Raw genomic sequence first — 26875 nt, 5'->3', positions numbered from 1 at the left:
ACTTGTCCTTCGCTTATTCTAGTTATGTAAATACTTAATCTACTAAAAGGGGATGCACAGATGAAAAAGGTTTACGTATTGCTAATGCTGAGTTTCATTCTGATCCTATCGGCTTGCGGCGGTAACGGCGGTCAGAGCAAGGCTGGTGATGGAAGCGCTGCCAGCAATGGCGCGGCGGCGGATGGAACGGCTGGGGGACAGAACGTTACGCTAAAACTGTACAGCAATGCCAAGGGAGATCCTGGCGAACCGATCATGAACCTGGTAGAAGCTTTCAATGCCCAAAGCGAGAATATTAAAGTAGAGCATGTCGCCCTCGTGCAAAACAATGATTCACGGGAAATGCTGCAGAAACTGGATGTTCTGTCGGCAGCTGGCGAAGAGGTGGATCTGGTTCTGATGAATAATGAAGGATACGTCCTGGAGCGCGCTGGCAATGGCATGCTGTATCCGCTGGATGAATTCTATCAAGCAAACCATATTGATCCGGAGAAGGAGTTTTACCGCAACCCTACATATAAAGGGGAGTACTTCGGTACGATGACAGATGCGAGCTTCTGGTATGTGGCCATCAACGAGAATCATTTGAAGGAAGCAGGCCTGGATCTGCCTAACTATGACTGGACGTGGGACGAATTCCGCGATTACGCTAAAAAGCTGGCAGACAGCAAGGAAGGACGATACGGCGCTTATTTCCACACCTTTGGTGAATATGCCAACATTATTGCCTATACGGATTTTAAGAATCCGCAGTTGAAAGAGGATGGCACCCTGCTGTTTGATGATCCAAGCTTTAATTATTGGTTTAACCTGCGCCGAGCTATGGAAGTAGAGGATAAATCGGTTAGACCGCTGGCCGATGTACTGGCATCCAAGCAAAGCTGGGCCACTGACTTTATGAACGGCACGACAAGCATGATGCCGATCGCGAGCTATTCGTTGGATGAAGCCTTCTTGAATACGGAGAGCTATCCGCGCGATTTCAAAATTACGTTTGCTCCGCTTCCTCGTTCTTCGGCCGAGGTCGAGCAGGGACTCACGAGCATTGGCGGCAGCTTTCTGACCATTCAAAAGAATTCGAAGCATAAGGAAGCCGCGTTTGAGTTCATCCGTTTTGCTACCATGGAGCAAGCCGAAGTGTCAGGCCGAATTCCCGGTTGGAAAAATGCAGACGGCAAAGGCGTACTGGAGAAGCTGGTTGGCGACAAGTCCGATATCATTGATTTGACGGCGTTGTCCAATACGCTGTTTAACGAGTACGTCCGGACGGCGGGAACTTCGGAGGTCAGCGTATCCTATCAGCAGCAATTGAAGAAGGTAGCGGAGGCCGGAATCAACAAGTTTTTACTCGATAACAGCACATTTGATGAAGCTTTGGCTTATATGATGAGCGAAGGCCAGAAAATTATCGACGCGAACAAATAGAACGCGAATAAATAGAAATAAAACGATAGGGAGATCGGGTTGTATACGGTTTCCCTGTTTCTTTTCCCTGATGTGGTGTACGATCAAGTAAAAGCTAGACTGCTGGGGGAATGACATTTGAAGTGGATATACAGAGGTTCATTTTATCGAAGAATACAGGCGGCGCTGCTGCTGTTTCTCGTTATTCCATTGCTGTGCATATCGGGTTTTTCGTATATAGCCAACAGGCAGGCCAATGAAACGAACGTCCGTACCGGAATGAGGGGCATCATCGGCATATTGGCAAATGATATTTCGAAAACGGCGAATGATGTGATGTTTACTGCAAATCAGTTCACGCAATCGCAAAATAACGGCATATTGGACAATCTCAGAAAGCTGGAGCATTTGCAGAGCTTTGATAATTTTCAGCACTACCAGGCTTATACCTTCCTGAACGACAGTGCGGCGCTCCATATCGGCAAATTATCGCTGGTTCATGTTAGTGCATTCTATATCAATCAAGAGAATTATCCGATTATCGGTTCCATTAAAAGAGAGGAAATCGCTAGGCTGCAGACGGATGAGCGGTTTCGGCATATGACGGAGACGGAAGCTGCCTCCGGTATTGCGCAGTGGTTCAGAGCAGATAAAGCTGACGGGTACGCAGGGGTGTTCGGTGAACCCTACTATTATTTCAGCAAGAAATCTATTTACGATCCGTTACGCCATGAAGTGCTTGGCACACTGTTTATCGGCATTCCCGAGTCCTACTTCAGCCAGTTGTTCGAGCAATCCGGCGGAGGCATTATTTCGTTGTATAACGAGGATTCCCAGTTGATTGCCGGGGTAGAAGAGAGCCCGCCACGGTTCGATGCGGTCGTTGCTAAAGATTGGATTCGGGAGACGGTGGATGTCCCTGGAACACCATGGAAGCTGACCTATGATTTGCCGAAAAATATGATCAGCGGGGAGCTGACCCAGCGTTACTCCTATTTACTGATGGCTGTGCTCATCGTCATGTTTGTATTTTTGTTTATGTCGATCGTGTTTGCCAAAGGGCTGAATCGTCCCATCCGCAAATTAATGGGGATCGTTAAGCAGTATGGGGAAGGTAACACTCTAATCCGCTATGCCGTGAATGGCCAGGATGAAATTTCTGTGCTTGGACGTTCCATTAACAATATGCTTGATAACATCAACTCATTGATTAAAAAGGTGGAAACCGAACAGGAAGAAAAGCGGACAATTGAGCTGTATGCGCTGTATTCCCAAATTCAACCGCATTTTCTGTTCAATACGCTGAACTCGATAAAATGCAATTTAGCATTGGAGGGCGACCGTCTGCACAGCCAAACAATCGATTCCCTCATGAGCTTGCTCCGTGCGCATCTTCGGGTCAACGAGCCTTTGCCGCTGGAGGACGAGTGCAAGCTGTTGGCCCAATACGTATCGATTATGCGAATGAGGAATCGTCTTGATATTGGATTTACGGTCGATTTGCCGGAGCAATTTCGTGAGATCAAGGTTCCCAGGCTGCTTCTTCAACCACTGGTGGAGAACAGCATCGTTCATGGAATGAAGCGTGTTATCACCAATCCGCAGATTTGCATTAAAGTGCATGAAAGTGAGGAAGGAATAACGATTCACGTTATGGACAATGGCAAAGGAATCGGCGAGGAGGAAGCAGCGGCGCTGAATGAGCAGTTGAATAGCAAAACTGAGGTGCAGGGAGATAAAGGGGTTGGGCTGTTCAACGTGATGCGGCGTCTCAAGCTGAGCTATGGACAGCAAGCGAGGTTTGCCGTTGGCCCGAACGTGCCCGAAGGCTTTGTGTGCACGCTGGTTATCCCTGCGGCAGCCGAATACTCAGGAAAGGAAATGCAATATGCCGAGAATAATGCTTGTGGATGACGATGTGCCGGTAGTGGAATATTTGCGAAAGCTTGTCCCTTGGGAAGAGCTGCATTTGGACGTATGTGCTGCGGCTTATTCCGCCGAGGAAGCCCGGGAGTTATTTCAAACGTCCAAGCCGGATATCCTGCTGACGGATATCGGCCTGCCGGACGGCAGCGGGATTGAGCTTGCCCGCCAATTTCGGGTATGGAGCCCGGGGCTTCGGGTCATTTTCCTCACCTGCCACGAGGAATTTCAATACATCAAGGAGGCGCTGCGGATTGACGCGGACGATTATATCGTCAAGGATGAGCTCAGCCTGGATAATATTCGAGAGAGCATCGGCAAGGCGATGGCGCGCATGAAATCCTCGCAGCAGGAATTGGAGAGCATGGCCTATAAAAGCGAGATTGAGCGAAACAAGGATATTTTGGTGCAGCGTTTTTTCCACGACCTGCTTCACGCCTGTGATCCCGAAGCTGTGCTGCTTCAAGGTAACGGGCTCGGGATTGAGTGGAGCAAGCCGTGCTTCTCGGCAGCGCTATGCCATCTTGACCGCGGCTCCTTATTCGAAGCCTACAACAGGGAGCATCTTGAGCTTGTTCAGTATGCGGCCTACAATATCGCAACCGAGCTTGCTGGGAGAAACGGCATAACACCGATTCTTGCTAACGATTCAAGGCTGTGGGTTGTTGCGAATACGGAGGATCGTCGTACGGCTCAGGCTGTTTTGGGCGATTATTTGCCGCGCTTGCGGAGCAAGCTGAATGAATTTCTGCGAACCGATTGTTATTTTATTATGGATGACGGGGCGGTTTCGCTGAAGCAGCTTAGATCCTTGGTGGATCGAATTAAGCAGCATATTTCGGAGCAATATTATGCAGCTTGCTCGCTGGTTCGCATGCAAGGCGGCTCGCTGCCGGAAGGTACGGGTTCAATTGGCGATTGGGAGACTGCAGCTCAAGAGGATGCGGAGACACATATCAAGAAATGGGCAGCCGCCTTATGCGATTCCAATCGATCCCAAGCTCAGATTTACTTAGGGGCGCTGGAAAAGCTGCTGGAGCAGCATAGGCCAAATCCTTGCAAAGCACAGGAGCTGTTCATACGGATGCTGCAGAAGGCGGTGTACAGGTTGAACAAGCAGCTCGAGGAACCGCTTCAACAGGATATGAAGCTGACTTTCCGATTGAGTGAAGCCATTCGAATGATTCGCTGGTTTACGGACAAGCTGCTCGAGCAGTCGAAAATGACAGATGAGGACAGCCACGCCTATAACCCGGATATGAAGATCATTAATGCGTATATTCATCAGCATATTCATAAAATCATTACGTCGATCGACATTGCCAGGCATTTGCATTTAAATCCAAGCTACTTTTCACGTTATTTCAAAAAGATATCCGGCATCAATTTTACCGATCATGTGCATCTGATCAAAATGGAGGAGGCCAAGCGGCTTCTGGCCCAAAATAACGAAACGGCAGAGAACACGGCTTTTATGCTGGGATATTCGGATCGTGCTTATTTCTCTAAAGTATTCAAAAAATATACAAGCATGAGTCCGAGCGAATTCAAGCAGCAACATAAACTATTGGAAACGGGGCGAATCAGATGAAGAACATTCAAGGCAACCAACTATGGGGCCCATGGACGGCTGACCAAGGGGACGGTTACTACCGTAATCCGGTGCTGCATGCCGATTATTCCGATCCGGACGTCATTCGTGTGGGCGAGGATTTTTATTTGACGGCGTCGAGCTTTGGTCATATCCCCGGCTTGCCGATTTTGCATTCCAGGGATCTCGTCAACTGGCGGCTGATTAATCATGCTCTGCCAAGAATGCCATTGCCCAATTATGATATTCCTCAGCATGGCAATGGCGTGTGGGCGCCCAGCTTGCGCTACCATAGCGGAAAGTATTGGATATTTTATGGCGATCCCGATGTAGGGATATTCATGACGACAGCAGCAGATCCGGCGGGAGGATGGTCAGAGCTGCATTTAGTGCAGGAAGGGAAAGGGCTGATCGATGCTTGCCCGTTCTGGGATGACGATGGACAAGCATATCTGGTTCATGCTTATGCGAGAAGCCGCAGCGGAATCAAGCACCGGCTAAGGGTTTGCCGCATGGCTCCTGATGGCAGCCGGCTGCTGGATGACGGGGTCATCATCATTGATGATCCAGAGCGTCAGCCGACGATTGAAGGGCCGAAAATGTATAAGCGGGGCGGCTATTACTATATTTTCGCCCCAGCTGGCGGCGTGGAGGAAGGCTGGCAGACGGTGCTGCGCTCCAGGAGCCCGCTCGGGCCGTACGAGGTGAAGATTGTCATGCAGCAGGGAACGACGCCGATTAACGGCCCGCATCAGGGCGGATGGGTCGAATTAGCCTCCGGAGAGTCGTGGTTTATGCATTTTCAGCATAAGGATGCTTATGGCAGGATCGTTCACTTGCAGCCGATGATATGGCAGGATGGTTGGCCCTTGATCGGTGAAGATATCGATGGTGACGGCATCGGTGAGCCGGTGCTGAAATGGCCGAAGCCGAATGTCGGAGCCGAACATCCTATTGAAGCGCCCGCTGCTTCGGACGATTTCGACGGAGAGCGGCTTGGATTGCAATGGCAGTGGCAGGCGAACCCGCAGGCGGATTGGTATTCGCTTAAGGATCGCCCGGGTTATCTGCGGCTGTTCGCGCAGTCCGCAGCTTCTCCGAAGAGTACATTGTTCCAAGCGCCGCATTTACTGCTGCAAAAATTTCCGGCCTATGCTTTTTCGGCAGCAACGCTGCTGGATGCCGGGAATCTTCAACCGGGAAGCCGCGCCGGTCTACTTATATTCGGTTATCATTATGCTGGTCTGGTTGTTCATCGAAGTACTGACGGAGAAACTTACTGGTTGCAAGTCATAGAGGGAGATGCTGAAGGTGAACGGGTAGTTTGCCAGAGAACCTTCACCGGGAGGGAGGTCACTCTGCGAGTCGATGTGGCTCCCGAAGCGTGGTGCAGATTTAGATATAGCTTGGATGGGGCCAGCATTGATGGCAATGCCATTGAGGGTGTCGTCAATAGCATGGAGCATGAGCCTTTTCAAGCGACGGTTAGCCAATGGGTCGGCGCCAAGCTAGGTTTGTTTGCTCAAGCAGCGCAGGGCTCGCAGGGGGGATACGCAGATTTCGAAAGCTTCTATGTGGAGGAAGGCTCCTATCCGAATATGTAATGCAATATAGATGAGGCGAAATGGAGTGAGTGATATTGGCGCAGGAGATGCAGGATAAGCTGTGGTACCGCCAGTCTGCCAGCAGCTGGAATGAGGCGCTGCCGCTGGGAAATGGGAGATTAGGCGCGATGGTGTTCGGGAGGGTCGAATCGGAGCTCATCCAATTGAATGAAGATTCATTGTGGTATGGCGGGCCGAGAGATCGGCATAATCCAGCTGCGGCGGCTTATTTGCCGGAGATTCGAAAATTAGTGTTCTCAGGCAAGGCCCGGGAGGCTGAGCAGCTGGCGAAACTGGCGATGACGGCAATTCCGGAAACCCAGCGCCACTATTTGCCGCTAGGGGACTTGTTATTAAACTTTTCGGGTCAGCAGGAGGGACAGCAGGAGGGATACCGGCGTGAGCTTGATCTAGCGAAGGCCGAGGTGAATGTGGATTACGCCTATAAGGGCATTCATTACCGACGCGAGCTGCTGATAAGTCATCCGGATCAAGTGCTCGTCGTCAGGCTGCTGGCGGATTGCCCTGGTTCCTTATCCTTGACGACCAGGTTCAACAGGGCCAAAGGGCGTTATGTGGAAGGGGTCAGGAGCAGCGGCCCGGATCTGCTCGTGATGGGAGGCAGCGCAGGCGGAGAAAATGGCGTGACTTACTGCACGGTATTGAAATGCACGGCGGAAGGCGGTCAAGTCCGGGCGATCGGCGATCATCTCGTAATCGAGCAGGCCGATGAGGTCGTATTTTATCTTTCAGCTGCGACCAGCTTTAGATACGTCGAGCCGGAGGCGTACTGTCTCCAGACGGTGGAAGCTGCCGCGAAGAAAGGATATGCCGCCATTAAGCATAGCCATGAAACCGATTATGCCCGGTTGTATGATCGAGTCCGCTTTAGGCTTGGCCCCAAGGATCATGAAGCGGAGGAGTTGGATACCTCGACGCGGCTGGAGAGGCTGCGAAAAGGAACAGGGGATCATGAACTGTATCGGCTGTACTTTAATTTTGGCCGCTATTTGCTCATTTCATCAAGCCGTCCGGGCTCCTTGCCGGCCAATTTGCAGGGGATATGGAATGATCAATTCTTGCCGAGGTGGGACAGCAAATATACGATCAATATCAATCTGCAAATGAACTATTGGCCTGCCGAGATATGCAACCTGTCCGAGCTGCACGAGCCTTTGTTCGAATTGATCGAGCGCGTTAAGGTGAATGGCCGTCACACCGCGCAAATCATGTATGGCTGCCGGGGAGCCTGCGCTCATCATAACACGGATATCTGGGCGGATACGGCTCCGCAGGACGTCTGGCTGCCGGCAACGTATTGGCCATTGGGCTTGGCCTGGTTATCCCTACATTTATGGGAGCATTTCGAGTTTACTGGCGACATGGCATTTCTTGAGGCGCATTACGAAACGATGAAGGAAGCGGCGCTCTTCGTTCAGGATTATCTCGTGGAAAGTCCAGAGGGCGCTTTAGTGACTTGTCCGTCAATCTCTCCAGAAAATACTTACGTGCAGCAAAATGGAGAGACGGGTGTGTTCACCTACGGCCCGGCGATGGATAATCAGATTATCCGCGCCTTGTTCAGCGCATGCATAGAGGCAGCTGGCATTTTACGCCTCGATGCAATGTGGCGCGAAGAGCTGTCCCTGGTCTTGGAGCGCTTGCCTGGGATGCAGATCTCTAAACACGGCGGAATTCAAGAATGGATTCATGATTTCGAGGAGGCTGAACCGGGCCATCGACATATTTCCCATCTGTTCGCGCTTCATCCGGGCCGCGAAATAACCCCGGACGCAACGCCGGAGTTAGCGGCCGCAGCGCGGAAGACGCTTGAGCGGCGACTCTCTCATGGAGGCGGACACACCGGCTGGAGCAGAGCTTGGATCATCAACTTCTGGGCAAGGCTCTGGGACGGCGAGCAGGCCGAGAAGCATCTGCATGCCTTGCTGGCGCATTCAACGCTGCCTAATTTATTTGATACGCACCCGCCGTTCCAGATCGACGGCAATTTTGGCGGTATTGCGGGCATTGCCGAAATGCTGTTGCAAAGCCATAATGACGAGCTGCATTTGCTGCCGGCGCTGCCGCCATCCTGGAAGGAAGGGGAGATCACCGGACTGCGGGCACGCGGCGGTTACACGGTGGATATCCGCTGGTCAAATCAGTGCTTGAATGAGGCGGTCATCCGCGCGAATCACAGCGGGGTGTGCCGCTTGACCGTGCAGGCTTCCCATGCAGGAGCTGCGCTGCGCTGCAAATGGCCGATAGAGCCAGGAGGGACTTATCGTATTACTTGCGATACGGGAAGGCTTGAAGTTCATTCTTTGTAAATACTTGATCACAGTAAAGAACCTGAGATGCTACACTCAGGTTCTTTTTTGGGGACGATCAGCATGAGCGTTATCAGAAGCGAAAGGGCTGAAGAGTGTTTGCTTTCACGTTATTTGGAGCTTAGTTCACCTTTTTGGATACACCGATCAACCGGCAGCCCAAACATCTAATTCTATTTTTAACTCAGGTAAACCTAATCCGTTAATATATGCAATTGTCATTGAAGGGGGTGTAGTACCGAATACTCTATTCCATATTTCATCGAAATGATCCCAATCAATTTCTTCCGTAGCCCAAATATTGATTTTAATAACATGATCCGGAGTTAACTTCTGAGAAGCAAGGATTTCAACAATATTATTCATTGTATTTGTCACTTGTTCATTGAAATCTGCAGGAATATGATTATCTTGATCGATACCAATTTGACCAGAGAATACATAGAGTTCGGCATCCCTGCTTATTTTTGTTACATGACTATAGTTTCCAACAGGTTTCGTAACATTTTCTGGGTTATATCTTTTAACTATGTTTTTATTTGAGTTCATCATTTGTAAATTCTCCTTTTAAATATTTTCTCGCTGTTTTTGAAATTCCTTCTAATTTTGGACAGACTTATCCTATCAAAAATCAATTCTAGAAGAAAACAGCAGTAGAATACCCGATGCCGGTAGATAAATGTTTAATCGATCTTTTCTTCATCCGGTATTCCCTCCTTCATATTTAAAAGTGAAATAATATACAAGCAATACAATAGAAGTATAGCATGAAACTAAATCAACAAGGAAATATTTACGATTTCAGCTTCATTTGACTATTGTTGAAGGTCTTTGAGCTTTTGAAATCCGACTTATTATGTTTTAACAATATTGAATGATAGCGATATTTATTATTCTATAACTTACTTATGGATAGAAGCTTAAATGGGGGGAGGGAATGGATGGGCAGATAGCAGACATATCAAAATAATGCACGAACATATCGAAATATTGCACGCAATGTAAGCGCTTTTCCTACTAGAATCTTAGTCGAAGGTACTTAATGATAGGTAGGGGGATGCGAAATGAAAAGATTCAAAATGTTATTGATCAGCTTCCTTGCGCTTGCATTGGTTGCGGGATGCGGCTCAAGCGGGGGAAATGCGCCGGCGAACGATCAGGCATCAGGCAATACGGATGGCAATCAGGCCGCAACTCAGCCGAAAGAGGAAGACAAGAAGCAGGATAAGGTTACGATCAAATACTACACTTGGTACAATGGTTCGCAATTTGAGGATATACAGAAGATTGTCGATAACTTTGAGAAGGAGAACCCCAATATCCATGTAGAACCGATACAGCTTGTAGATAACGCAAACAGCACCGACTTCTACAAGAAATTGGATATTATGAGCGCTGCGGACGATCCGATCGACGTCATTCAATTCTCTCATGTCGACTTTATTATTGAGCGGGCGGCACGAGGCGTCCTGGCTCCGATCGACGATTATATGAAGAACAATAACCTTGATCCTGCTAACGACTTCTACGTTAATCCGGTCTATCAGGGTAAAGTCTACGGTCTTCAGGATATGGCCAGCCCTTGGTTGGTTATTATCAACAAACAGGCGCTGGATGAAGCGAATCTTCCGATTCCAGAATGGGGCTGGACCTGGGATGATTTCCGCGATTATGCGAAAAAATTGAATAAGGGCGAGGGAGCGGACAAACAATTCGGAGCTTATTTCCATACTTGGGGAGAGTATGTGGGCTTCCCGGCATATTCCGAAAAACCGCATCCGTATCTGTCCCAAGATCAGCAGCCGATTTTCGACGACGAATCCTACAAGCAATTTTTCGAGCTGCGCCGCGCTATGGAGAAGGAAGACAAATCGGTCAAGCCGTTCTCTGAGATCGTTGGTGCCAAGCTTCATTACGCGTCAGAATTTTTCAGCGGAAAAGCAGCTATGGTGCCTACAGCAACATTTATTGTAGGAATGATCAAGGATCAAGAGAAATATCCACATGATTTCCAGACTGTCTTTGCGCCTCTGCCTCGTTCGTCCGACAGCGCGGAAATCGGATCTTCTTATATCGGCGGGGACTACCTATCCGTGGGCACTTCTTCCAAGCACAAAGAAGAAGCCTATAAATTCATTGAATATGTAGCTCTACAGACCGATGTCATTCGAGATTTCCCAGGCTACAAGAAAACGGATGCCAGCAAAGTAATCCAAGCTCTGGTCGGCCCGGACGCTGCGTTGATCGAGGAGGAATCCTTGAAAGCGACAGTCTTTGACAGCAGAGCGAAAACGGTCTACGACGCGAACTGGACAACCGATTATGCAGGGCAGATGAAGAAGGTTATCGAGGACGGTTTCAGCGCTTATATGCTGGATAACCTCACGTTTGAAGCCGCACAGAAGCAAATGATGGAAGATGCCAATAAAATCATCAGCCAAGCGAAAAAATGAATAGATTGACCGATTGATAGATTGGTATAGTGAGAAGGCGGCCGCCAAGGCGGCCTTTTCAGGCTTTCGGTTGAATCGGAACTGAGATCGGAGTGAGGCGAAAGGCGCATGTACAAACTTTTTAAACGATCATTCTATATGCGGAATCAGCTAACTTTGTTAATATTTATCCTGCTTCCGCTGTCCATTGTTTCATTCATGGCCTTTTTCCTGATTAAGGATGTTGTCATCGACAAGGTACAAAGCTCGCGTCAGAATGTAGTCAATGTGATGGCCGGAGACATGGAAAAGAGTGTGGAGGACATCATATACGCTTCGAATTTATTCAGATATAACGCGCTGTATGATGATTTGCAGGCGTTCAAGAATGTGAACCAGATTGCTTCTTCGGAGGATTATAAGAGATACGGACGGATTTCCGAAATGCTGGACCTGGCCTTCTCCAAGACTTCCGGTTTGAAAGCGTTTGTATTCTATGTAAACAAAGCCCAGTTCCAGATCGGAACTGCTGGTGCTGATTATGATGCCAATAACAGGATCGAAGCGATATCATCGAAATGGATTACCGAACAATGGAAGAAAGAAACGAATCCGGAGCGGATTTATTGGTTTAACGTGCCTGCTGGGCAAGGAGAATTGTACGATATTGATGAATCTAATTATCTTTTTGTGAAGGTGATCAAAGAACATAATGGCAATGATTACTTGGGGGTGCTGTATGTAGCGGTTTCCCACAGGTACTTTCATCAACTGTTCGAAGGTATTGGAGCGGGGCAGATCGGCTTGTATGAAGCGGACGGGAACCCGATTCTCTTATACCCGCAGCAATCAGAGCTTGAATCCGTCTCTGAAGTTATCGAATTGCAGTCATTTGTTTCGAGGACAGGCTGGAAAGTGGAGCATCGGTTTTCACCTAAGGAAATTACGGACGAGATAGCGAATATATTTTTTCTGTACGGGCTAGTGCTGAGCGTGGCGATTCTTATTTTTATCGCTCTTTCCATTGTCTTGGCGAAACGGATTCATCGACCGTTATTCAAGCTGCAGAGGATTGCGGAGCAATTTGGAGGCGGGAATCGGCTCGTTCGATTTCCTGTAACAAGCGCCGACGAGTTCGGGGTCCTGGGTAACGCCTTTAACAAAATGCTGGATCAGATCAATCAGTTGATCTCCGATGTCGAGCAGGAGCAGGAGGAGAAGCGGATTATTGAACTGCAGGCTCTGTTCTCCCAAATCCGGCCTCATTTCTTGATAAACACGTTGAATTCTATCAAGTGCGAATTGCTGCTTGCGGGAGATTCTATCCGCGGCCGACAGATTGAGGCTTTAATGAGTCTCTTGAGAGCATATATGCGGGTCAACGATATGAGTACATTAAGGCAGGAGTGTAAGCTGCTCCAGGATTATATCGATATCATGAAGGTCAGAAGCCGTTTGCGGCTTTACCTCATCGTAGAGCTTCCGGAAAATCTGGAGTCATTCGAAGTTCCCCGCCTTGTTCTGCAGCCTCTAGTGGAGAACGCGATCGTACATGGTTTTGCAAATCCGCCCGATTATGCAGAGATTGAGGTTCAAATCAGCGAGACGGAGTCAGGGGTGGTCATACAGGTGAAAGATAACGGGATCGGCATGGAAGAAGCACAGATCGACCGGCTGAGGACAATGCTTAGGGAGGAAACGTATGCCCAGGAAAATCGCGGAGTCGGGTTGTTAAATACTCTCAGGCGCTTGCGTTTAACTTACGGACCTAATGCAACAATAGACATGCTGCGAAATGAGGATGCCGTAACCACTTTTATCATGTTTATTCCCACACCGGAAGAGAGCAGCCGACAACGGGCGCAGGCCGAATATATTGATGCCAATGATGATAAATGTTCAAGGTAACAATCTTTCACATACTAGTATAAATCGTTTCCGCCGGTTTTCCCGTAATCCATTATCATACTCTCATAGATACATATAGATTGAGGTGAGTGAGATGGCAATGGTTTCGACGAAAACAGATGTTGAGAAAGGCAGGAAGGTTTTTTGGACAAACTCCCGCAAGGAATCGTTAGTCGGATTTTTGTTTGTTGTCCCGGAGATTACGGGCATCCTGTTGTTCGGCGTTTTTTCGTTACTTTTTTCGCTTTATTTAAGCTTTACAGAGTGGAACCTGGTTGGAGGATTCGATGCGATTCATTGGATCGGTCTCGATAACTACAAAGCGATTCTCTCTGATGCGAAGTTTCTCAAAGCATTGAAGAACAATCTGCTTTATTCGGTCATTCTCGTTCCGGTAAGCATGCTGCTTGGATTGGTTCTGGCTGCAGTAATCAATTCGAGGGTATATCTGAAGGAACTGTTCAAGGTGGTCTTCTTTATCCCGTATATTGCTACAACCGTAGCAGTTGCAACCGTGTTCAGCATATTATTCCACCCTACACAAGGCGCAATCAACAACATCTTGATGACATTAGGGATGAGCGAGCCTCCGGGGTGGCTGGGCAGCACAAATTATGCTCTTTGGGCGATTATTATTATCGCGGTGTGGCAGGTTCTCGGCTACAATATGATCATTTATCTGGCTGGACTAACGAACATTCCGGATGAGTTGTACGAAGCGGCGGATATTGACGGTGCCGGATCTTTACAGAAATTTTTCAAGATAACCGTACCTTTGCTCGGACCGACAACCTTCTTCTTAAGTATTACCGGGATAGTCTCTTCCTTCAAGGTGTTCGATCTGATCGCTTTTCTGACTTCCGGGGGTCCGAATAACGCGACCAACGTATTGGTTTATTACCTCTACGAGGAAGGCTTCCAAAATTTCCGCATGGGCTACGCTTCTGCATTGTCAATGGTGCTGTTTATGATTATCGCTATTATTTCGATAATTACATCACGTATGCAGAAGAACGAGTTCTAGGGGGGGGGGACAACCGATGAAAAAATTGCGTTTAAGTAAATTAATAACTACTGTCATAGTCGGCTTTCTCTCCTTATTGTTCATTTCTCCATTGGTTTGGATGTTATCTGCAGCTGCCAAATATGAAGTAGATGTGATGAAATTTCCAATCGAATGGATTCCGACCAAGTGGAATCTGATCGAGAATTTTAAAACCGTTTGGCTCGGCAATGTGCCGTTCGGCTTGTACTATTTGAACTCGCTGAAACTCGCGATCCTAATGACATTGCTGACACTGCTTTTCTCATCCATGGCCGGATATTCGTTCGCCAAATTGAATTTTCCATTTAAAAATGGGCTGTTCGTACTCGTGCTCTCGTTCTTTCTCATTCCGCAGGAATCGACCTTAGTTCCAAGATATATCCTTATAAAGTGGTTCGGACTTTATGATACGCACTTCGCACTGATCCTGATGGGAGCATGTTCGATCCCGCTGACGTTTCTGGCTCGTCAATTTATTAAGGATATTCATACAGAGTATATCGAAGCGGCGAAGATTGATGGTGCGGGGCATTTGCGAATTTATTGGCAGATCATTCTGCCGATGGCCAAACCGATCTTGGCTACTGTAGGCATTTTGAAGTTTCTCTGGACATGGAATGATTACCAGAACCCGTTGATCTTCCTGATCAGTAAAAGCAACTATACCGTTACGCTTGGAATACAGTCATTTGCTTCACAATACGGTACAAGCTATGCGGTGATTATGATGGCTGCCTTATCGACGATTTTGCCTATTCTTATCGTTTTCGTGCTTCTTCAGAAGCAAGTGATTAATGGAATTGCTATGGGAGGAGTCAAAGGATAGACTGACTGCAGATGTGGAGGGATGCTGCATGATATATCGGATGATGCTGGTTGACGATGACGTTCCTATGTTGAGTTACTTGGAACAACTGCTGCCATGGGATGAGCTCGGTTTGAGAATAACCTCTTCTGCCTGCTCTAGTGTTCAGGCTTTGCGTCTGTTTAAAGAGAAGGATCCGCAATTGGTTATTACGGATATAGGTCTCCCCCAGATGGATGGGGTTGAACTGGCTATGGAGATGAAGAAAATCAATCCGGATGTCCGGATTATCTTCCTCACTTGTCACGAGGATTTCTCTTACGCCCGCAAGGCGGTACAGATCAGCGCGGACGATTATTTGATCAAGGATGAACTCACTTCTGGCAAATTGAAAGAAAGCGTTCTCAAGGCGGTATCGCATCTGGACGAAATGACCAGCCGCCTGGAGCAATTATCGGATCGGATAGAGATTCAACGGCATAAGAACTTGCTTAAACAGTCATTCATGAAGCAGATTTTGTCTGGAGACGACTCCGATTCGGTGAAGCAATTGGGCTTAAGAATAGGGACGGTATGGAAAAAAAACGACTTTCTGATGGCGCTTGGCATATTCGATTACGCTTCATTCGCGGCGCGCTACAGCTTCAAGGATCTTCCGCTGATCCGGTTCGCTCTTTATAATATTGCGGAAAATTTGGCTTTGGGTATAGACGGAATGTCAGTGTTTCAAGACGAAGAAGGAACGATTCTGCTGATCTATAATTACGAGAAAAATCTTGCTGTAAATGCGTGTGAAAGATTCGGTCGATATATAGATCAAGTTCATAGAGCGGTTCAGCAGTATATCCAGGTTCGAATACGGGTTGTCGTCAGCAATCCGTTCCAAGGCGTTAAATCGATCGGTTCGATTCATTCCCGCCTGAAGCAGTATGATTCAGACCTGTATTACGATTCGGTCTCCTCAGCTGTCATGCAGGATTGGAAGCCGACCGAATGGCTGAGAACACCACATATGACGACAGGCGTAAGAGCGTCATTCGTAGCTGCTGCGAGAGAAGGGAACCCGCAGCTGATCCTGGAGTTATTCGATAAATCCTTGGTAGAAATGAAGGAAAGCCGGGTATCCCCCTCCAGGGGGCGTTCTGAATGCTCGCAAATGATTCGTATGATTGAATTTGAGCTCGGTTATCAGGGAGAATCAGAGTCCTTTCATTACTATTTCTTGCATACTGGGAGAATCGAAGAGACGCTGAAACTGATCCATATGCGGATAGAGCATGTCATGGGGCCGACGGCAAATTCTGCTATGATGTTCTCGAAAACGCCCAGACTGAAAGTCATTGAAGAATATGTGATAGAGCACATATCGGAGAATATTACAACCGTTACGATGGCTAGTCACCTGTTTCTGAATCCGAACTACTTCTCCCGGTACTTTAAGAAATTAAGCGGCATGAATTTCACGGATTATGTACATAGTCTGAAGATGGATATAGCAGCCCAGATGATCAAGAACGATGCAGGCAAGATCGAAGTGATCTCCATGAAATTGGGTTATTCCGATCGAACTTACTTCTCGAAGGTGTTCAAAAAGTATAACGGAGTGACTCCAAGCGAATATAGGCATTAAGACGGGAAGGGAACTTGAATGAATTTGTCGTGTTTGAATTGGGATTGGATAGATCTGGATTTTCCAGGAATGGAAAAGGTTAAAGAGTCGTTAGAAAATCAATCTTATGCTGAAACGGCGGAGGCTTTACGGGAGTATTTTCTCCGGCGGAATAAACCGGTCTGGTTTTTGGGCCTAGAAGAAAGGCTTTCAACGTTGAATGATGTCCGGCAGCATTATAGGGATGACATCGAGAGAGAGATTCGGATAGCGGACGAGATCGTTGACCGGACATTTCTGTTCCGCTACCCCTGGGATATGGAGCGTACTCAAGTCCCTGTTCGATTCAAGGATCGGATTGACTGGGAATTCATTCCGGATCACGATCCGGAGTGGGTATATATGCTCAATCGTCATCGTTACTGGATCGCTCTTGGCCAAGCTTATTGGTTCACAGGGAAGGACAAATACGCGAGGACGTTCGCGGAACAACTCGAGGATTGGATTGACCGGAATCCTCTTACGCCGCAATCCATGCAGACAACCTGGCGGACGATCGATGCAGGGATTCGCTTGGAAAATTGGCTAAAAGCGCTTTCATATCTGATGGACAGTCCTTATATTACTCCGCGCTTGTTCGCCAAGCTGCTTGCTTCCTTGCACCAGCATGGAGCATATATTTCTGCTCATATGGACGGCTGGCGGCGCATCAGCAATTGGGGCGTATTGGAGAATCACGGCCTATTCGAACTCGCTGTGTTTGCCCCAATGTTTAAGGAAGCGGCTCATTGGCGAGAGCTCAGTCTGAGCCGAATGAAGGAGATGGCGCTTATTCAAGTGGCGCCAGATGGCATGCACTGGGAGCAATCGCCCATGTATCATCATGAGGTGCTGCATAGCTTTATGGAGGTACTTGGCTTGGCTCGATGCAACGGAATTGAGCTTGATCCAGTTTTCGCCCGGACGGTTCGTCGTATGGCCTACGCCAGCCTCTATATGGCCAAACCGAATCATCATCAGCCGATGCAGGGAGACAGCGACGACAATGATGTTCGGGATATGCTGACGAAGGCCGCGTATCTTCTGGGGGATGGCGTTTTGAAGTTCGGAGCCTTCGAGCGGTTTGATTTTGATACCTTTATGCAGTTTGGTGTCGCCGGGGCAGAACATTATCGGCGCATCGAGCTGATTGAACCAACGTATCGCTCTTACCCGTTCGATCGATCCGGCAATTATGTTATGCGTTCGGGCTGGGGGGAGCAGGACCTATACTTGTTTTTCGACTGCGCTCCGATGGGGGGCGGTCATGGGCACGCAGATCTTCTGCATATTGATATACATGCCTATGGTCGGGATTTGCTGACCGATTCAGGCAGATACAATTACAGCGATTACTATCCGCTTCGCAATCAATTGAAATCATGTGAGAGCCATAATACAACGATCGTGGACGATATTCCTTTCACCGAATGCACAGCCAGCTGGACGTTCTCAAATATGGCCCGGCCAGTGCATCCGGTATGGATTACAGACGAGCAGTTCGACTATGTGGAGGGCAGCCATGACGGTTATGAGCAGCTGGAGGATCCTGTTCGTCCGGTTCGGCGGATTTTGTTTCTCAAGCCGCATTTCTGGCTTCTAGCTGACAGCTTTTATTGCCGTGAAGCTCATACGTTCTCCCAATATTTCCACTTCTCTCCGGGAGAGGTCTCTCTCAATCCGGCGACGCTGGAGTGCAGAACGGTTTCGAAGGACGAGGCGAATATTCGTATTATCCCTGTGACGGATACAACTGAAGAGCTCAAAGCCAGATTGAGGGACGGAATGATCTCATACGAGTATAACCTGGCTGAATCGAACCAGTATGTAGAATATCGCTTGGAGTCGAGTGGATTTGCATCGATGTTTCAGCTGCTTGTTCCGCAGAAGGCAGGGGATTTATTTAAAGCGATTGAAACAAGCCGGGTTCAGGTATTAACCTACAACGGAGACCTCGTTTCTGATCATGTGGCCGAAGCGGTTTCCATCGAATTCCTGCAGACGGGAGAGCGGCATATCATCGTTTTATGTCACAAGAAGCCGTCCATGCATATCGAGGCCTATATCGTGGATGGTGTTCAATGCTACGGTGAAGTGGTATGGATCCGCAGGCGCCAAGGAGAACTGCAAGCGGAAATTATGGTTGTCAAATAAATGATAAGAAGAGGGGATAGGACGGATGTGGAATAAAGCGATTGGGGATGCAGTAGAGAAAACTCGAGCCAATATTGCTCGATTCGGAGATCAGTTTCCTCATGTCGGGATCAATGGCGGTGGTTATACTCAAAATTTGAACCCGAACAATGAGTGGACGAATGGATTTTGGACGGGAATCAATTGGCTCTGCTATGAATACACGCATGACGAGGTTTTTCGCCATGCTGCGATCAAACAAATCGAAAGCTTCCGCCATCGTTTGCAGCAGCATATTTCTCTAGATCATCATGACATCGGCTTCCTATTTTCGCTGTCTACCAAGGCTCAATGGATTCTCGAGAAGGATGAAGAGGCGAAGAGGCTGACGCTCAGCGCTGCGGATAAATTGATGAAGCGTTGGCGTGAACCGTCGCAGCTGATCCAGGCTTGGGGGAAGGAAGGCGATGAGGTAGAAGGAGGCCGCATTATTATAGACTGTCTGCTGAATCTTCCCTTGCTCTATTGGGCTTCGGATGTAACCGGAGACGACCGCTATCGCGAGAGGGCAATGATCCATGCGGAGAAGAGCAGAAGGTATCTGATCCGAGGCGACGATTCCTCGTATCATACGTTCTCCTTCGATCAGTTTACGGGGGTTCCCGTCGGTGGTTCAACCCATCAAGGCTTTCACAACGGATCGACATGGACTCGCGGACAAGCATGGGGCGTGTATGGCTTTGCTTTATCGTACCGTTATACCGGAATTAAGCTGTTCTTGGAAACATCCAAACGGCTGGCTCGCTATTTTCTGGAGCACCTGCCGGAGGATCATGTCGCTTACTGGGACCTGAATGCGCCAGTCGATGCCGGTACGCCGCGCGATAGTTCCGCTTCCGCTATCGTCTGTGCGGGGTTGCATGAGCTGCTGAGTCATCTGGAAACGAACGACCCGGAACGGGACTATTTCCAGCAATGGATGGTGCGCTCTATGGAGTCTCTGGTAAAGCGGTATTCAACGATCGGCGATCCGGATGCGGAAGGGTTTCTCCGGCATGGCTCGTACAGCGTTCGTCATGGGCATTCGCCGGACGACTTCGTAATATGGGGAGATTATTATTACCTTGAGGCTTTGATGCGTCTTGAATGGGGAGTTTCTGGATACTGGTATGAAAGATAAATGAAGGGGTGCTCGTATGAATAGAAGTATTGTTGAGCAAAGAACGGAACGTACCCAATGGTTCTTACACGACCGATTTGGGATGTTCATTCATTGGGGACTGTATGCGATTCCGGCAAGAGACGAATGGGTAAGAAGCCAGGAAAAAATGTCGTTGGAAGATTATCAGGTTTTTTTCGATGAATTTAATCCAGATCGTTATGACCCGCGAGCTTGGGCGAGGCTGGCCAAGCAGGCCGGGATGAAATACGCGGTGATGACGGCGAAGCATCATGACGGCTTTTGTTTGTTTGACAGCCAGCTCACCGATTACAAGTCGACGAATACGCAAGCGAAGCGGGATCTTGTTCGAGAATTTCTGGATGCTTTTCGCGCTGAAGGATTGAAGGTAGGATTATATTACTCTTTGCTTGACTGGTATCATCCCGATTATCCGGCTTATGGGGATCTCCATCATCCTATGCGCGACAATCCCGAGTTCGAGCGGAATCCGGCCACTTTTGACCGATACCTGGATTATATGCATGGGCAAGTTCGGGAGCTTCTCACTGATTATGGCAAGCTGGATATTATGTGGTTCGATTTCTCTTACGAACACTTGCAAGGGGAAGCTTGGCGTGCTAATGAATTAATGGAGATGATTCGCTCACTGCAGCCGCAGATTATCGTGGACAATCGATTGGAAGCCAGCGGTTCGATCGGGGGAAGCATATACTCCAATGATCCCAGCTTCTACTCCGGGGATTTTGCTTCACCGGAACAGATCATTCCGCCCAAAGGGGTTGTGAATGAAGCAGGTGAGTCCATACCATGGGAAGCATGTATTACGTTGAACAATCATTGGAGTTATTCCTCAAGCGATCGCATGTATAAAACAGCAAGAATGATCATTCGCAAGCTGGTGGAGTGTGTCAGTAAAAACGGCAATCTGCTACTGAATGTGGGGCCGAATGCCAGAGGGGAAATTCCGGACGAGTCGATAGCTATACTGGAGGAAATCGGTTCATGGATGCGGCGCAATTCGGACAGTGTATACGGATGCGGCGAAGCAGGGATAGAAAAGCCGGAGTGGGGACGTTATACGAAGAGAGGCGATAAGTTGTACGCCCATTTGTTTGAAGAAAATGTAGGTGCGATCAATTTGCTAGGATTAGCCGGACGGATCAAAAAAGCTCGCCTGCTGGCGGACGGCTCCGAGGTGTTGATCGGGCGTCCATGGAACACGGCGTTGTATCCGGATGATGCGTTTCTTTCCTTATCCCGTCCTGAACACCATACATTTCCGCTTCCTGATGAAATAGATACGGTAATTGAATTGACCTTAGCGGAAGAGGAATTAGACTGATAGGAGAATGTTCGAAATCATAACGGCTCATCCGCCAGACGGCGGGTGGGCCGTTCGTCTGTTTGAAAACACAGCTGATCAGTGCGGTGATATATTCTCGTACAAAAATTGCACGGAATAGTAGATTTTGTACACGTCCCTGAAGAAACGATTCTCTATTATAGTATTAAAACAAAACGCCTGCATTAAGCCTTCTGGGGGTGCATTTTTTTGTCTAAACGCTTGTTTATCCATAGCAAAACTAAGAGAGTTGCATTGGTTTCTATTGTTGCAGTCGTTGCCATAAGCTTTATTTTCGTAGTTTTCTCACTAATAAAACCGGTTAGTGGATCGCCTCAAGGTAGTGACTTGATTGTCATTGATGGATTTGGGGTATCCGAACAGGAGTTTCTACTATTCTTATATGATGAACGAGCATTAACCGCCAACACTTTTTTTCAGAAATATGGAGCAGATGCGGACTCTGAATTTTGGGATCGCAAATATGATGGGCAAACTCCCTTGGAATATGCCCGCAGCAGCGCGCTCGAAAAGCTGCAGACAGCCAAAATGGAGGCTATCATTGCCGTGGAACATGGGCTGATCGACAAGGATATCCGCTTTTCCTCCATCATGAATGAACGGGAAATTACGAATGCCGAGCGTGAACGCATGCTGAAGGATGGCGAGGTGTTTCACGGTTTGTCTTCCTTTGATGAGTATCAATACTATAACTATATCAGAAACAATGTTTGGTCTGAGCTCGTTAAGTGGTATTTGGATAAAACGAAGGTGACGGATGAAGAGTTATATTCTGTTTATGAACAGAACAAAGATATGTTTACGCTGGGTATTGAACTTAAATATATGATGCTGCGGCAGGACGGCTCTACTGAAATGTTGACTCAGACGGAGAATGATATCCCAAAGGGAGATATGGAAGCGCTTAATATATGGTATGAATTGAACAAGCTGGAGGCGGGTCAGCAGCTGAGTAAAGTTGAATACAAAGGCGAGCTCGTCGATGTATTGCTGATGTCTAGAAAGGAAATGGGGTATAAGCCTTATTCGCAGGTTAAACAACTATTGCTGCAAATAAATGCGGAGAATCAGCTTCAGTTGATGGTGAAGGAACGCATTGAAAACGCAAATATACAGATCGACCGGCAGAAATTTAACTCTATCCGTTTTTAAGCCTCATCTATTTTTTAATCAGCCTAAAATCAAGTATCTACTCAGCAATTTTTGGAAGATTGAAAGGGGGGAGGTGAAAAGGGCATATTACGAATCTTAGGTCTTAAATTCATGAAGTTTCGGAGAAGCATTCTAGTTTGAGGAGGGAAAGTATGTATCTTTTTAGACAGTTCAAAAAGATTGTATCGCTTGTTCTAATCTTCTCACTTATAGGAGCAAACTTGGCCCAAGCTAATGTTCAACCTGGTAATTCGGAGGAGGGGCTGCTTACTCTGGAAGCTAGCTTGGACCAGCCTGAAGGTATCGGGGAGGAGGAAGGCGGACGGATCGTTGTAAATGCGAACGAGGAGAACTATTCCATTTATCCTGAAAGCGCTGTCTATAGTCATGGATCAGCACAGGGTCTGATTGTGAATGTGTCGCCGGATCTAGAGGATTTAACGGAGGTAAAGTTGAATGGCGAGTCTGTCAGCAGCGAAAATTACACCGTTAATACGTCCGAAAATACGGTTCTGATTTCAAATCACTATTTGGATAGTTTGTCGCCGGGAAGCTATATGCTTGAATTGAGCTTCGGGAATGCTGGACGTGAATTGAAGCTAACGATAGGCAGCGAGCTGAATGCGGTGACAGGCCTTGCATGGTCTGGCGCCAAGGCGATTTGGGAGGAGATGCCTGATGCTGCAAGCTATGTAGTTGAATTGTATAAAAACACAACATCATTGGGTTTGGAAGCCTCTTTGACTAACCAATATGATTGGGATAGCCTGATCAGCCAACATGGCCCTGGTGATTACGCATTCAAGGTTAAGGGCGTAACGGCTGATAATCGGCATACCCCGGATTCCGCATTAAGCGATTCCAAAGGCTTCGGTCAATCTATTGCGCAACAACTCTCCGTTAATGATCTGGCGCTGAGCTTTGATTCAACCGTGTTGAGCAAGGGATCCAGCGACAGGCTGTTCGTTGATGGCGGATTTGATTACGTTATTGATGATGTCGCCTTTAGTTTAAACGATGAAGATAAAGCTAAGGTTGATGTGGACCGGGACGGGAATATTCAAGTCAAGCCGTCCTATCATCCGGTTGAGTCAGAAGATGACCAGGTTACTGTATACGCGACGGTCTCTTATTATGAGGGCAGCGACATCCTCTTCATGGATAATTTTGAGGGCGACAAGAAGTTTACTGTAGGGGCTCCGGGTTCCTATAGTCATTCCGCTGTGAGGCCGCACTATGGGCGTAACGCCGCTACCGCTGTGTCCGGAACTACAGGGCCTGCCAGAGCGCTGGTGAATTCAAGAGCGGACAATCCGGTTCATGGAACGGTAACGGCTTGGTTCTATGATCATGGCGGTATGGATCAACAGATTAAACTGGCGTTCAGCGTCCAAAATGTCGCTAATAACAACAGTACTAGCAATTATTATGCGCTAGGCGTTGTACAGGATCTAAGCGATATAAACAGACAAGGTTTTTATATTTGGCGTGCGGGCAGCGCATGGAATCCTACAGACGGTTCGACCAGCAATAAAATTGAGCGTTCCGCGGGATGGCATAAATTCGAGTGGATCGTCAACAGTGACGGTATGACCGCTAAAATTGACGGGCAAACAGCGTATAAAACTACTGCGGTCAAGGACATCGGCGCCCTTGTGCTGATGACTAACTGGAATGCTAACGGCGCTAACGGCGGAAATATCGAAAATCGTTACTTTGTTGACGATGTCTCTGTCGTTTCTCAGTCAGCGACTCTGAAAACCGCAACGATTTCCACTCAGATCAAGTTGGCTGGCAAACAATATAAAGTAACGCCCGCAGCTGTTGAATTTGACCTGGAGAACAAGGAAAATATCACCCTGCGCGTGACGCCAGATCTGGCCGACCTGACAGGGGTACTGTACAATGGCCAGAGACTTATCGAAGATGTCGATTATAGTTTGATAGACACCACGAGTATGCTGCTGCTGAAGAACGGCTTCTTAAGCTCGCTTCCTGTGGGTCAAGCAGATGTCAAGCTTGAATTTGAAGGCGGGAAGACCCTGGACGTTATGGTCGACATTGTGAATCATGAACCGAGAGCGTATTATGTTTCAAACCAAACCGGGAATGATGCCAATGACGGCTTGACGCCAGAGACTGCCTGGAAATCTTTGGACAAAATAAATCAGACCAGATTCAATCCTGGGGATCAAATCTTCCTAGATGCCGAGTCGATTTGGAACGGTCAACTGAAGCTGCGAGGCTCCGGCACGGAGGACAAGGTGATTAAGCTTGGCAAATATAATGACGGAGGTCAAAAGTACAAGAGACCTGTCATTAATGGCGGCGGTACGATAAGCAAGGATCCGTACTATATTTTTGATACTAATCCGGTAGAAAAACGTTTAGCCTCTGGCGCGGTTGAACTCGTGAACGAGGAATATTGGGAAATTAACGGGCTTGAAGTGACAAACCTTGGTTCCCAATGGGAAATAGGGCGCAACGGCATTATGATTATGAATAATTATGCTGAGACGCTTGAGGAGCGTACTCCCGAGAATTTTATGGCCAGCAAAAAAAGCCATGTATACGTGACCAATTCTTATGTACATGATGTCAATGCCCTTCATCAATCCTACGGTGGTGCCAAGGTGGCTGGCGGTATTATATTTTACGGCTACATCGACGATATTCTGGCCGAGGGCAATACCGCAATCCGTTGTGACAACGAAGGTATTCGAAATACAGGTTTCCACCCGGATGGTTGGACTAAGAGCGGATATCCCGCCATTATGAAGGTGCGTTATTTCAACAATTACATGGCTAATGGCTCTGGAGATGCGATGGTTCTTTCCAACGCTCTTGAGGGTGAAGTCCGATACAACTATATTACTGGTTTTGGAAAAACGTATTTAACTGACGCAAAGCCGAACGGGGAAGGTCCGAACATCACCGATGGGGTTGGCAAATATATCAGTGTAGCCAATTATGCCGCACTGTGGTTCATGGGCGTCAAGGATTCCGTGATGGAGTTTAACGAAGTGGTGGATAACCCGTACAATTGCGCCGATGGCGAAGCGTTTGACATCGATAGCTTCAATGACGGGGCAGTTTATCAATATAACTATAGTCGAAACAATTATGGCGGCTTCATGTTGTTCATGCCAGGGTCGAAGAACAGCATTGTGCGTTACAACATTAGCATTGACGATGGCAGTCCACAAGAAGGATCTGCGGCATCCTCGCATTTGTTTTATTATGCGGTTGGCGGCAGCTCAAATGGCGCCGATTATCCGATTATTCACAACAATATATTCAAGCTTGGCGCAAATACGACGCGAATATTCGGTACAGGCAGCACAGGTTCGATCTGGAGCCATTTTTATAACAATATTTTGTACGGCAAGGATACGATCAGTGTTTTCGACATAGGTTCAAAGAGCGTCATGACGCACGGCAGCTTCGACTACAATATCATTTATCCGCAAACCCTGATCGATCGAAGCAAATTTGCTTCAGGTGTATATGGATCGCATAATATTTATGCGAACCCGATAACTATACTGGCAAATATAGAGCAGTCTTTAGATATTGACGTCATTCCTAAAGAGGCCATTCCGACCAATGGAACCATTGTTGAGAACGGAGATAAGAATACAGTTCTGTTCAACTCGAGAAATACTGGGATCGGTAAAGCGATTGCCGGCTCAGAATTTGACGTATCCAAGCTTGCAGGCTTCAAGCTCAAGTCAGCGGATCAAAATATTGCGGTAGGCGCTGGATTTCGGGCAGATCAAACTCTTGAAGGACGGCGGGATCTAAGCGAAATTTTCCCTTTAACACGCGACTTCTTTGGAAACGCCATTCGACCTAATGATGTGCTTGATATCGGTGTGCATCAAATTGGGAATGAAGGCCTGAAAGCGGTTGAGTTTAAAACGGGTCAGGGAGGAAGCTATATTCAGCATCAGGTTATACCTGTCGGTGGTCTTGCAGCCAAACCGTCAACGGATCCAACGAGGGACGGATATAAATTTGGTGGCTGGTATGCAGACGAAAGCTATACGACAGTGTGGAATTTTGAAACCCGCACGGTCTCCGATAATACGGTTCTTTATGCAAAATGGATTTCGTCTACGGATGAGTCTTCTGCCGACTAGGTGGCAGCGGGTAAAGAAGCTCTCGAAATAGGGGTGCCGTCGGTGACACTCCCGATACGGTAAGCAGTAATCTAACCTTGCCGAAGTCAGGCTAGGCATAAGGATCCTCGATGATTTCGAGGGGAAGAGTTAGAAATGAACTAAGTTGAATGAGAGTGGGCAGAGCTGGATATCTGACCCGCTCTTTTTTGTACAAGCAATCTAACAGCAAA

16 protein-coding genes are annotated in these 26875 nt (G+C 47.8%); 15 read left to right on the top strand and 1 reads right to left on the bottom strand.

Annotated elements, in window-relative coordinates; all coding sequences use genetic code 11:
* The first annotated feature begins 60 nt into the window (after positions 1-60).
* The 5 genes from ACE3MQ_RS03485 (at position 61) to ACE3MQ_RS03465 (ending at position 8852) form a co-directional block, all read left to right on the top strand.
* The gene (locus tag ACE3MQ_RS03485; RefSeq protein ID WP_379390626.1) at positions 61-1425 is read left to right on the top strand and encodes an ABC transporter substrate-binding protein; all 1365 of its coding nucleotides are present in this window, start codon (positions 61-63) and stop codon (positions 1423-1425) included.
* Between the two features lie 117 nt (positions 1426-1542).
* A complete protein-coding gene (locus ACE3MQ_RS03480) occupies positions 1543-3318 on the top strand; it encodes a sensor histidine kinase (protein ID WP_379390624.1) in 1776 nt (591 codons plus the stop codon).
* On the top strand, positions 3293-4918 hold the full coding sequence (locus ACE3MQ_RS03475) for a response regulator transcription factor (protein ID WP_379390622.1): 1626 nt from the start codon (positions 3293-3295) through the stop codon (positions 4916-4918). Before ACE3MQ_RS03480 ends, ACE3MQ_RS03475 begins: the two co-directional genes overlap by 26 nt.
* Complete coding sequence (locus ACE3MQ_RS03470) at positions 4915-6522, top strand: glycoside hydrolase family 43 protein (protein WP_379390620.1); 1608 nt, start codon at positions 4915-4917, stop codon at positions 6520-6522. Before ACE3MQ_RS03475 ends, ACE3MQ_RS03470 begins: the two co-directional genes overlap by 4 nt.
* A 35-nt stretch (positions 6523-6557) precedes the next feature.
* The gene (locus ACE3MQ_RS03465) at positions 6558-8852 is read left to right on the top strand and encodes a glycoside hydrolase family 95 protein (RefSeq protein WP_379390618.1); all 2295 of its coding nucleotides are present in this window, start codon (positions 6558-6560) and stop codon (positions 8850-8852) included.
* Between the two features lie 147 nt (positions 8853-8999).
* Here the strand turns inward: ACE3MQ_RS03465 and ACE3MQ_RS03460 are convergent, their stop codons facing one another.
* Complete coding sequence (locus ACE3MQ_RS03460; protein WP_379390733.1) at positions 9000-9401, bottom strand: RidA family protein; 402 nt, start codon at positions 9399-9401, stop codon at positions 9000-9002.
* Between the two features lie 515 nt (positions 9402-9916).
* Here ACE3MQ_RS03460 and ACE3MQ_RS03455 point away from each other — a divergent pair.
* The 10 genes from ACE3MQ_RS03455 (at position 9917) to ACE3MQ_RS03410 (ending at position 26663) form a co-directional block, all read left to right on the top strand.
* Positions 9917-11305 carry an ABC transporter substrate-binding protein gene (locus ACE3MQ_RS03455; protein WP_379390616.1) on the top strand — a complete coding sequence of 463 codons (1389 nt, stop codon included), beginning with the start codon at positions 9917-9919 and terminating at the stop codon, positions 11303-11305.
* Positions 11306-11413: 108 nt separating this feature from the next.
* On the top strand, positions 11414-13192 hold the full coding sequence (locus ACE3MQ_RS03450) for a sensor histidine kinase (RefSeq protein WP_379390614.1): 1779 nt from the start codon (positions 11414-11416) through the stop codon (positions 13190-13192).
* Positions 13193-13292: 100 nt separating this feature from the next.
* Positions 13293-14216 (top strand): carbohydrate ABC transporter permease, encoded by a 924-nt coding sequence (locus ACE3MQ_RS03445; protein ID WP_379390731.1) that lies wholly within the window; start codon positions 13293-13295, stop codon positions 14214-14216.
* A 16-nt stretch (positions 14217-14232) separates the two neighbouring features.
* Positions 14233-15063, top strand: a complete 831-nt coding sequence (locus ACE3MQ_RS03440) for a carbohydrate ABC transporter permease (protein ID WP_379390612.1) — start codon at positions 14233-14235, stop codon at positions 15061-15063.
* A gap of 28 nt (positions 15064-15091) precedes the next feature.
* Positions 15092-16672, top strand: a complete 1581-nt coding sequence (locus ACE3MQ_RS03435) for a response regulator transcription factor (protein ID WP_379390610.1) — start codon at positions 15092-15094, stop codon at positions 16670-16672.
* 18 nt (positions 16673-16690) lie between these two features.
* Positions 16691-18844, top strand: coding sequence for an alginate lyase family protein (locus ACE3MQ_RS03430; RefSeq protein WP_379390608.1), 2154 nt, complete (start codon positions 16691-16693; stop codon positions 18842-18844).
* A gap of 25 nt (positions 18845-18869) precedes the next feature.
* On the top strand, positions 18870-20003 hold the full coding sequence (locus tag ACE3MQ_RS03425) for a glycoside hydrolase family 88 protein (protein ID WP_379390606.1): 1134 nt from the start codon (positions 18870-18872) through the stop codon (positions 20001-20003).
* A 16-nt stretch (positions 20004-20019) separates the two neighbouring features.
* On the top strand, positions 20020-21348 hold the full coding sequence (locus ACE3MQ_RS03420; RefSeq protein ID WP_379390604.1) for an alpha-L-fucosidase: 1329 nt from the start codon (positions 20020-20022) through the stop codon (positions 21346-21348).
* A gap of 210 nt (positions 21349-21558) precedes the next feature.
* Positions 21559-22521 (top strand): hypothetical protein, encoded by a 963-nt coding sequence (locus tag ACE3MQ_RS03415; RefSeq protein ID WP_379390602.1) that lies wholly within the window; start codon positions 21559-21561, stop codon positions 22519-22521.
* Between the two features lie 152 nt (positions 22522-22673).
* Positions 22674-26663 (top strand): X2-like carbohydrate binding domain-containing protein, encoded by a 3990-nt coding sequence (locus ACE3MQ_RS03410; RefSeq protein ID WP_379390600.1) that lies wholly within the window; start codon positions 22674-22676, stop codon positions 26661-26663.
* Positions 26664-26875 lie beyond the last annotated feature (212 nt).

It is taken from the genome of Paenibacillus lentus, assembly GCF_042714055.1.
Classification (GTDB): Bacteria; Bacillota; Bacilli; order Paenibacillales; family Paenibacillaceae; genus Fontibacillus; species Fontibacillus lentus_A.
Note: the sequence above shows the minus strand (reverse complement) of the source record. Positions and strands in the feature narration are given on the sequence as shown.

What these genes read in the sequence shown, in the direction of transcription:
- ACE3MQ_RS03485 (WP_379390626.1), top strand. Translation starts at nt 61, where the DNA reads ATGAAAAAGGTTTACGTATTGCTAATGCTGAGTTTCATTCTGATCCTA.
- ACE3MQ_RS03475 (WP_379390622.1), top strand. Translation starts at nt 3,293, where the DNA reads ATGCCGAGAATAATGCTTGTGGATGACGATGTGCCGGTAGTGGAATAT.
- ACE3MQ_RS03470 (WP_379390620.1), top strand. Translation starts at nt 4,915, where the DNA reads ATGAAGAACATTCAAGGCAACCAACTATGGGGCCCATGGACGGCTGAC.
- ACE3MQ_RS03460 (WP_379390733.1), bottom strand. Translation starts at nt 9,401, where the DNA reads ATGAACTCAAATAAAAACATAGTTAAAAGATATAACCCAGAAAATGTT.
- ACE3MQ_RS03455 (WP_379390616.1), top strand. Translation starts at nt 9,917, where the DNA reads ATGAAAAGATTCAAAATGTTATTGATCAGCTTCCTTGCGCTTGCATTG.
- ACE3MQ_RS03450 (WP_379390614.1), top strand. Translation starts at nt 11,414, where the DNA reads ATGTACAAACTTTTTAAACGATCATTCTATATGCGGAATCAGCTAACT.
- ACE3MQ_RS03445 (WP_379390731.1), top strand. Translation starts at nt 13,293, where the DNA reads ATGGTTTCGACGAAAACAGATGTTGAGAAAGGCAGGAAGGTTTTTTGG.
- ACE3MQ_RS03440 (WP_379390612.1), top strand. Translation starts at nt 14,233, where the DNA reads ATGAAAAAATTGCGTTTAAGTAAATTAATAACTACTGTCATAGTCGGC.
- ACE3MQ_RS03435 (WP_379390610.1), top strand. Translation starts at nt 15,092, where the DNA reads ATGATATATCGGATGATGCTGGTTGACGATGACGTTCCTATGTTGAGT.
- ACE3MQ_RS03430 (WP_379390608.1), top strand. Translation starts at nt 16,691, where the DNA reads ATGAATTTGTCGTGTTTGAATTGGGATTGGATAGATCTGGATTTTCCA.
- ACE3MQ_RS03425 (WP_379390606.1), top strand. Translation starts at nt 18,870, where the DNA reads ATGTGGAATAAAGCGATTGGGGATGCAGTAGAGAAAACTCGAGCCAAT.
- ACE3MQ_RS03420 (WP_379390604.1), top strand. Translation starts at nt 20,020, where the DNA reads ATGAATAGAAGTATTGTTGAGCAAAGAACGGAACGTACCCAATGGTTC.
- ACE3MQ_RS03410 (WP_379390600.1), top strand. Translation starts at nt 22,674, where the DNA reads ATGTATCTTTTTAGACAGTTCAAAAAGATTGTATCGCTTGTTCTAATC.